The sequence below is a fragment of the Bradyrhizobium sp. NAS80.1 genome, assembly GCF_001908205.1.
In the GTDB taxonomy this organism is placed as follows: Bacteria; Pseudomonadota; Alphaproteobacteria; order Rhizobiales; family Xanthobacteraceae; genus Bradyrhizobium.
This window is the reverse complement of the sequence record NZ_LGHL01000005.1, coordinates 76281-84938: the sequence shown is the minus strand read 5'-3', so window position 1 is coordinate 84938 and position 8658 is coordinate 76281. Positions and strand designations below refer to the sequence as shown.

Here is an 8658-nt window from a genome sequence, read left to right as displayed (position 1 = left end):
CAGTGAGAACGATAGCAGGCGTTCCGCCCTTTATCGCTACGTCACCAATCTCTCTGATACCGGCGAATACGGTTTCGATCTCCTGCAAATGGCGGCCGTCGTCTACTTGAAAAAACTAGACGAATTGCATGACGCCCGAGGCGCGAGCCTCGCGGCAGATCAAGCTTTGGCCGAGTGGTTAGAAGCACGCAGTGCGCAATCCGACACATAACTGGGGTCAGAAACCACAATGGAAGGAGCGAAGAAAATGAAAGAGAATAATCCTAATGTAAACCGCTTCGCGCGGGACTCACAAAGGCCCAGCGCCGCACTGACAGCAATCGGTATGGATGCCCTGAAGCCGATTATGCACTTTCAGGTCTCAATGTTGAGGATGTGGGCCAACAGCATCGAGAGGTTCGCTGGCAATTACGAAAAGGGGTTGGAAGAAACTACGAGCACTGGCGAGGCACCCTCAGACAGAGAGAAACACGCCGCTTAAATGAAACTGGTCCGTGGTGGATCAGCCGTAGCGCTGTCATTAGGCGTGGCGACATCACCCCTGTTAACAAAACGGCATAGCTTCGCCCTTTCTCCCGTGGATATGGCAGAGACCAGAGGACCAAACCAAACCTCTTCCCCTGCATCCACGTCCCGGCATGAGGGAGGTGGCATTCGTGCCACCGGATACTCAGTTACCCTTCGCCTCATCGGCGCACCGCCTTTTGGGCGGCGTCTCCGTCGCGCTTTTTTCGGCGCGCGACCAGCGCTTTTGTAAGCAAGGAGCCATGCCGGACTCCCGCGCTGCGTATCACCGAGCCGGGATCTTACCCCCCGGCGACCGTCGGCCTATCGGCTTCGGTCTCCACGGTCCGGGTCGCAATTGGCACAGCGTTGCCCGGATTTTGTTTGTTTCCGGGGATGGAGCGCCCCGGCGGCGCTGCGGTCATTCATCCCGGCGCTTTCACTACCGGCGGCGGGGTCATGGCCGATCTCGACCCGCCGCTATTCTCGCGCAGCGCGGATCGGGTTGTTGGACAGTGAAGCGGGAGCCTCCGAGCGGACCTTCACGTCAACAGCCGACCGCGCTCGCGCGGTGTGCTAGAGGCTCGCGTGGGTCCATTCGTCCGCCAGGGCGCGCATCGCCTCTGCGCTAGCCCGCCAGTCATCTCCCGAGACTGCTCCAAATTCGCTCGGCCAGTGCTCGCTGCGGAAGTTCTCGACCAGCCATCTGACCGCTCCCTGCTCACGAAGCGGGTAGAGCGCGACGAAGATGTTGAGGAGAAGCAAGGTCGGGACCGGACCCGGAGCAAGTGCTTCGGAGCGTTCCTGGTTGCCAGTTTCCTCGATCAGGTGCATATGACGAGCGTCAGCCATTTTCGATCTCCATCGGTGGTTGGCTAATGAGCATTTGCCCGCGCACCGGGGCGGTCCGGCGCGCGGGCCTTGTTTTTGCGGGTCGTGCGAGGGGATGCCATCAAGACACCATCTGCGGTTTTTACAGATGGTAGCTTGACATGCGGCACCCCCATTTGCAACGATTACCAATGGGAGCATGTCATGGCGACACTCAGCGAATTGGTTGCGGCGATAGCCGCCGTTGAAGGGGTCGATGCTGAGCGCGTCACCGCGATTGCACGCGCCGTTCGAGAGGACGGACTCATCCAGACTTCCGGGCGAGGAACCTCCGCCGCGCAAATGTCTGAGACAGACGCGGCGAACTTGCTGATTGCCGCCAATACTGCGGATACCGCGCGCACTGCGCCTGCCGCCGTCAAAAAATATCGAACGCTTCAAGCGAAACGCAGATCGAGCCAATTCGGCAACGAATTGGAAGAATTGATTTCGGCAGCGAAGCGGGAATGCCTGGCTGATCATTTGACCAAGATGGTCGCCCTTTTTGGAACGCCCGACCATCGTTTCGGTAAATCGACCTACACCAAGATGGAGTATGGGTTCGAGATCGAATTCGAGAAGCCCGTTCCTTCGGTCCGCGTACACATCTGGGTTTCAATCGACCGCCAAGGTGACCGCTTCGAATTCACAGATCGACGACTACCAACAACCAAGACCACTGGCGACCGCAGGGAGAGAACGACCATCACCCAGCGGACAATCCTTGCTGTCGCCAACGTCCTTCGCACGTAGGAGTGAAGCATGAGCGCCCGTGAAAACGATTGTATCGCTGACGATTTGCTGGAAGGCGCCGACGAAATCGCGCGCTTTATGTTTGGCTCCGCAGACAAGCGGCGGCGCGTCTATCATCTGGCATCACGTTCTGGACTGCCGCTGTTTAGGATGGGTGAAATCATTTGTGGCCGCCGCAGCACGTTGCTCGCGTGGATCGTAGCTCAGGAAAAAACTGCGCGATCGAAGGGCGCGGCTCGTCGCTAGAGAGAGGAGTTCGTCATGGAGAGCGGCGCGCCCGATCGCACCGGACCTCGCAAGATGCTCAACGAGGCGCAGGTCTTGGCGATCGTTCCGGTATCGAGAACCACCCTCTTTCGGATGGCCAAATCCGGCCGTTTCCCGAAAGGCACCTACATCTCACCGAACCGGCGGGTCTGGTACGAGGACGAGATTGCCGCTTGGCAGAACGCGGTCGACGAATTCGATCCGCATCGCGCTCGCGGCAAGGGGCGGCGCGGACGTACGGTTTCTGCTCTTGGAGGAAAAGCGGACACCTCCGACAATTGAGCGAAGTCGGCCTTACCTTGGCAGAAACACCAAAGATCGAAACACAGCGAGGATCACATTCATTTCGTGCTTTAAGTTGAGCGCGCTTGCGAGTTTGAGGGCTAAGAGGGCCGTGGATGAATAGCTTTTTCTATCGCTATCATGCGCCTAGGCGTTTTCACAGCCAGGACCCGTAGCTGACCTCACACATGGTTAGACAGTGGTCATCAGGCAAACAACCTGTTGCTACAAGCGCGAACGACGTGACGATGAAGGCTCTCGTGCCCAAGTGAACGCGGATTTTCATGTATCAGCCGATGGTCGGCGAGAAGTCAGCGCTCGCCGAACGTCACCCGATAGATTGCCCAGTAGGCGGTGCCAACAAAACCAGCGCCGCCGACGACGTTGCCCAGCGTCACCGGGACGAGATTGTGGCCGATGCCTGACACGGTAATGAGCGAAGCATCGAAATCCGCGGGCGCGTGGCCGGTTTGGATCAGCAGCCACGCCATGGGCAGGAAGTACATATTGGCGACGCAATGCTCGAAGCCGGCGGCAATGAACGCGGAGACCGGCAGGATGACGGCCACCATCTTGTCGGTGACCGATCGGCCCGCATAGGCAAGCCAGACGGCCGCGCAGACGAGCACGTTGCAAAGAATGCCCTTGAAGAACAGCGTCACCATATCAGGTCGAATTTTTCCAACTGCTGTGTTCAGGACGGATAAGCCGATGCGGCCGTCATTCATGTCCAGATGATGCGAGAAGAAGACCAGGACAATAAGCCCGAGCGCGCCGGCGAAATTGCCGAGCCAGACGATGCTCCAATTGCGCAACATGGTGCAAGTGGAAACCTTGCCGCTAGCCCAGGCCATCACAATCAGATTGTTGCCCGTGAACAACTCCGCGCCTCCGACGAGGACGAGGGCCAGGCCGAGTGTGAACACAAGTCCGCCGACGACGCGTACGGTGGCGAAGCTGAACGTGGGATCGCTGGCAACGATCGTATAGTAGAGCGCGCCGAAGCCGACGCCGCCGCCGGCCACGATCGCCAGCATGAAGGACGTCAGAAACGGCAGGTTGGCTTTCTTCACCCCGACCTTTTCGATGGCTTCCTTGATCTCGGCAGGGCTGTAGGCCTGCAGATTGAAGATCGGCATCTGTGGCGCTGGCGACGGTTCAGCCATCCTGGTTGTCCTGCTCGGGCCAGCCGTCACCCACCCGCCGCGCTACCTAGTGTTAAAAGGCCGACGATCTGCACCGCGATCACTTTCACTAGCGTCATCGACGGGAAGATCATGGCGTAACCGATGTCAGGGCGCTCGGTCGGTGCCATCTTGGTCGAGTAGACGAGAATGGCGGGATTTCCCGTCGCGCCCGAGGCCACTCCGACCAGATCGTCGTATGGGATCCGCATCAGGAAATGGCCGACCAGCAGGACGATTGCGACGGTGGTTAGCAGGACGGCGACACCTATGAAGAGCATGGTGAAGCCGGACTCCGCGACCGTGCGGACGAAGGGCTGCCCGGCATTTACGCCCACAGTGGCCAGAAACATGGCGAGCCCGAAGTTTCGCAGGACGATGTTGGCCGGCAGCGGCATGGTCCAGAGCATCGGGCCGGTGCGACGGAGCTTGCCGAGGATGAGAGCGACGATCAGCGGTCCGCCGCCGATGCCGAGGGTGACAACGCCTATGCCCGGGATGGGAATTGGGATCAGGCCGAGAAGAACGCCGATCACCATGCCGAGCCCGAGGGAGACGTAGCTGAACTCGGCAGTCGCCTTCACCGTGTCGCCGAAGTGATTGCGGATTTCCTCCTTGCGATCCGGCGGCGTCAACACGCCGACACGGTCGCCAAATTCCAGCATCAGATCGGGTGACGGCACAAGGTCGGCATCATAACGCCGGACATGCAGGAGATGCGCCCGAAAGCCTGGTGGCATGGGGAGGCTGGCGAGGGGTATGCCCACCACGCTGGCCTTGCCAACAAAGACGCGGATGTAGTCCAGATCGGCTCGATCGCTGGCTAGCCGGCCGGGTTCGAGCTTTCCCAGCTTTGCGGCCGCGTTCCTGATGGCTTCCTGACTCTCGGCAACAACGAGGACCGCATCGCCGGCGGAGAGAACGATATCGCCTGCCGGAACGATATTCTGTCCGGCCTTGCGTACCATCGTTACCTTGACGTCGCTTAGGACTTCCTTGCTCAGTTCGTCAAGGGTACGGCCGGCAAAGGCGGCCCCGATGGAGATTTCGCCCATGTGAAAGCGTTGGGCTTTGGCCGGAAATTTCGGCTGTACCATGCGCGTCATGAAGTAGATGCAGAGGATCGGGCCAATGACGCCGAACGGGTAGGCGATCGAATATCCGATGGAGGGGTCCTTGAGCTTGGTGACGTCAAGCGCGGCCTGGAGTGCTGCGGTGCTTGTCATCGATCCCGCGTAGAGACCAAGTGTGTGCCCGACCTTGATGCCGAAGGCGTGTCCGAGTCCCAATGCCATGCCAAGGCCCGCGAGGCAGGCGACGAGCGCGAGAAGGTTGTACTTCCGGCCAGAGCCGAGAATTCCCTCGAAGAACTGCCGGCCGTAGAGGATGCCTATGCCATAGAGGAACATGATCAGCCCGGTCAGCCCGATCGGCCCGATAATCTGGGCTTTCGGCGCGAAAGCTCCGATGGCCAGGCCCACGAAAAGAACGGCACCCACGCCGAGCGAGAAGCCGCCTATGCTGATCTGGCCAACGAGGTAGCCCACGCCGATGGCGAGGAATGCCGTCAGGATCGGCTGACTTCCAATGATGTCGCGGGCAAGGTCCAACATGTGTCTCTCCGGGAATGGGGTCAGCGGGCGTTACAGCCCGCATCGCGAAACTGACCGATGACCCTGTCCACCAGTTCGCGCGAGGGAGGCGGCGTGTCATAGTGCTTGTAGTCGAGGCCCATCGCCTTCCACTTGAACTCGCCCATTTGATGGAAGGGCTGCACCTCGACCCATTCGACGTTCTTCATGGGCGCCACGAATTTGGCGATCCCCTCGACATTGGCCGGATCGTCGGTGGAGCCGGGCACGAGGGTAAAGCGCACCCAGACGGGCTTGTTGATTGAGGCCAGGCGTTCGGCAAAGCGGAGTGTCGGCGCAATGTCCCGGCCGGTCACCTTGCGATAGGTGTCGGGGTTTGAGCTTTTGATGTCGAGCAGCACAAGGTCGATCTCCTTCAGCAAGGCGTCGTTTGCGCGGTCGCCGAGGAAGCCGGAAGTCTCGATTGCGGTATGGAGGCCCATCGCCTTGGCGCCCGCGAAGATGCGCCTGACAAAGGCGAGCTGAACCATTGGTTCGCCGCCCGATATGGTCAACCCGCCTCCGAGGTCGCGCAGCGACGGGGCGAAGTCGCCAAGGCGACGCAGCACCTGTTCGGCCGAGACATATGTTCCGTCCTTCAGGTGCCACGTGTCCGGATTGTGGCAGTAAGTGCAGCGGAGCAGGCAGCCCGAAACGAACAGCACGACGCGCAGGCCGGGACCGTCGTAACGTGACGCCGTTTCGTAGGAATGGCAGTACCCGAACGCGCCTTCCTCATCCCTGAACTTGTCCTCTTCAGGAGCGTCCGGCGAAGCATCGGTACGGAGGTCGTGACGGCTTCCCGATTGCAGTGCCTGCGGGTTTGACATCGAAGACCCCGGCTCAGATCTGGCCGTGGAAGGTTCGGCTGATCACATCCCTCTGTTGCTCCGGTGTCAGGCGAACGAAATTGACGGCATAGCCGGATACGCGGATCGTGAGCTGCGGATATTTGTCCGGGTTCTTGACCGCGTCTTCCAGCGTCTCCTTGTCGATCACGTTCAGGTTCATGTGGAAGCCGCCGCGTCGAAAATAGAGGTCGAAAGCTTTGGTGGCCTCGTCGATCAACTGGGTCTCGGAGAGATGAGCCTTCTGCGGAGCCACCGACACCGTGTAGCTGATGCCGTCGAGCGAGTCCTTGTAAGGCAGCTTCGCGACCGACAGGCATGACGCGAGCCAGCCATGGCTGTCGCGGCCGTGCATTGGATTGGCCCCAGGCCCGAACGGCTCGCCCTTGCGGCGGCCATCCGGCGTGTTGCCGGTTGCCTTGCCGTAGACGACGTTCGAGGTAATCGTGAGCACGCTTTGCGTATGCGTCGCGTTCCGGTAGGTCGGGTGCTTGCGGATCTTTTCCATGAAGCTCGTTACGAGCGCAGCTGCGATCTGATCGACCCGGTCGTCATTGTTGCCGAACTGGGGCGTCGAGGCGTTGCCTTCATTCTGGTAGTCGGTCACGAGGCCAGTGGCGTCGCGGATCGCGCGGATCTTTCCGTACTTGATGGCGCTGAGGCTGTCGGCGACGACCGATAGACCGGCGATGCCGAACGCCATCGTGCGCAGGATGTCGCGATCATGGAGCGCCATCTCCAGCCGCTCGTAGAAGTACTTGTCGTGCATGTAGTGGATGCAGTTCATGGCATGCACGTAGGTCTTTGCGAGCCACTCCATGGTCATATCGAACTTCGCCATGACGTCGTCGTAGTCGAGGAAATCGCCCGTGACCGGTATGGTCTTGGGCGCGACCTGGTCGCCCGAAACCTCGTCACGGCCGCCATTGATGGCGTAGAGCAAAGCCTTGGCGAAATTCACCCGGGCTCCAAAGAACTGCATCTGCTTGCCGAGCCGCATGGCCGAAACGCAGCAGGCGATCGCGTAGTCGTCACCCCAGTACGGGCGCATCAGATCGTCATTCTCGTATTGCAGCGAGGAGGTGTCCTTGCTGACCTTGACGCAGAAGCGCTTGAAGGGCGCCGGCATGTGGGTCGACCACAGCACCGTGATGTTCGGCTCGGGCGCCGGCCCGAGATTGTAGAGGGTATGGAGCATGCGGTAGCTGCTCTTGGTGACCAGCGCCCGCCCGTCGAGATCCATGCCGCCGACGCATTCGGTCGCCCAGTAGGGATCGCCGCTGAACAGTGCGTCGTAGTCAGGAGTGCGGAGGAAGCGCACGACGCGCAGCTTCTGAACAAGCTGGTCCCATAGCTCCTGCGCTCCTGCCTCGTCCAGTGTGCCTTCCTTCAGGTCGCGCTCGATATAGATGTCGAGGAAGCTGGAGATGCGGCCGATGGACATGGCCGCACCGTTGGCTTCCTTGATCGCGCCGAGATAGGCAAAGTAGGTCCACTGGAAGGCTTCTCGCGCATTCGTGGCAGCCTGCGTGATGTCGCAGCCGTAGAGCTTGGCCATCGATGCCAGGTCTGCCAGCGCACGCATCTGCTCCGCGAGTTCCTCGCGCTGGCGGATGACTTCATCTGTGGGCCACATGTCGTCGATCTGGGCGCGCTCCTGGCGCTTGACCTCGAGCAGCCGGTCGGTACCGTAAAGTGCAACGCGGCGATAGTCGCCGATGATGCGGCCGCGGCCATAGGCGTCGGGGAGGCCGGTTATGATGCCGGACCGTCGGCAGTTCATGATTTCAGGCGTGTAGGCGTCGAACACGCCGTCATTGTGCGACTTGCGGTACTTGGTGAATGCCTCGTGCACCCTCTCATCGGGTGCGAACCCCGCGGCCTTGAGGCCTGTTTCAACCATCCGCAGGCCGCCGAATGGGAAGATCGCGCGCTTGAACGGCTGGTCGGTCTGCAGGCCGACAATGATCTCGTTGTCTCGATCGATATAGCCCGCCTGATGGGCGAGCAGTGTTGACGGGTTTTGGGCGTCAACCGCGAGGACGCCCTTCTTTCGTTCTTCGGCGAAGTAGGGCTGCAGCTTGGCCCAGACCGCCTTGGTGCGCTGCGAGGCGGGTGCCAGGAATTTCTCGTCTCCGGAATAAGATGCAACGTTGCGCACAATGAAGTCGCGCACATTGATCGTGGTGGACCAGTCGCCAGCCTGGAAGCTCCTCCAGCCGTTCGTCTCTGCATCCTGCTTGAGCGCTGCGCTGCCCTTCATGACGAAATCTCCCCAGACGATTGTGTCGGCCTGACGTTTCATCCGATGGGCAATGG

Annotated in this window: 9 protein-coding genes; 4 read left to right on the top strand and 5 right to left on the bottom strand. The window is 60.4% G+C overall.

Annotated elements, in window-relative coordinates:
• The coding region (locus AC629_RS01230; protein WP_084802957.1) for a hypothetical protein at nt 1-211 on the top strand (211 nt) is incomplete at its 5' end.
• An 869-nt stretch (nt 212-1080) separates the two neighbouring features.
• Here AC629_RS01230 and AC629_RS01220 read toward each other — a convergent pair.
• Nucleotides 1081-1356: a hypothetical protein gene (locus tag AC629_RS01220; protein WP_143198826.1), complete on the bottom strand. Its 276-nt coding sequence runs from the start codon at nt 1354-1356 to the stop codon at nt 1081-1083.
• Between the two features lie 183 nt (nt 1357-1539).
• Between AC629_RS01220 and AC629_RS01215 the strand changes: the two genes are divergently transcribed.
• From AC629_RS01215 to AC629_RS01205, 3 genes are read left to right on the top strand one after another with little or no spacing between them, the layout of a single operon-like run.
• Nucleotides 1540-2127: a hypothetical protein gene (locus tag AC629_RS01215; RefSeq protein ID WP_084802955.1), complete on the top strand. Its 588-nt coding sequence runs from the start codon at nt 1540-1542 to the stop codon at nt 2125-2127.
• A gap of 9 nt (nt 2128-2136) precedes the next feature.
• A complete protein-coding gene (locus tag AC629_RS01210) occupies nt 2137-2373 on the top strand; it encodes a hypothetical protein (RefSeq protein ID WP_084802954.1) in 237 nt (78 codons plus the stop codon).
• Nucleotides 2374-2388: 15 nt separating this feature from the next.
• Nucleotides 2389-2676: a helix-turn-helix transcriptional regulator gene (locus tag AC629_RS01205; RefSeq protein WP_143198825.1), complete on the top strand. Its 288-nt coding sequence runs from the start codon at nt 2389-2391 to the stop codon at nt 2674-2676.
• A 311-nt stretch (nt 2677-2987) separates the two neighbouring features.
• Here AC629_RS01205 and AC629_RS01200 read toward each other — a convergent pair whose 3' ends face one another.
• The 4 genes from AC629_RS01200 to pflB are packed head-to-tail and all read right to left on the bottom strand — an operon-like array spanning nt 2988 to nt 8602.
• The gene (locus AC629_RS01200) at nt 2988-3842 is read right to left on the bottom strand and encodes a formate/nitrite transporter family protein (protein WP_143198824.1); all 855 of its coding nucleotides are present in this window, start codon (nt 3840-3842) and stop codon (nt 2988-2990) included.
• Between the two features lie 26 nt (nt 3843-3868).
• On the bottom strand, nt 3869-5473 hold the full coding sequence (locus AC629_RS01195) for an aspartate:alanine exchanger family transporter (RefSeq protein ID WP_084802952.1): 1605 nt from the start codon (nt 5471-5473) through the stop codon (nt 3869-3871).
• Between the two features lie 20 nt (nt 5474-5493).
• Entirely contained in the window at nt 5494-6321 is an 828-nt protein-coding gene (gene pflA / locus AC629_RS01190) for a pyruvate formate-lyase-activating protein (RefSeq protein WP_084802951.1), read from the bottom strand.
• Between the two features lie 13 nt (nt 6322-6334).
• Nucleotides 6335-8602: a formate C-acetyltransferase gene (gene pflB, locus AC629_RS01185; protein WP_084802966.1), complete on the bottom strand. Its 2268-nt coding sequence runs from the start codon at nt 8600-8602 to the stop codon at nt 6335-6337.
• Between the last annotated feature and the right edge of the window lie 56 nt (nt 8603-8658).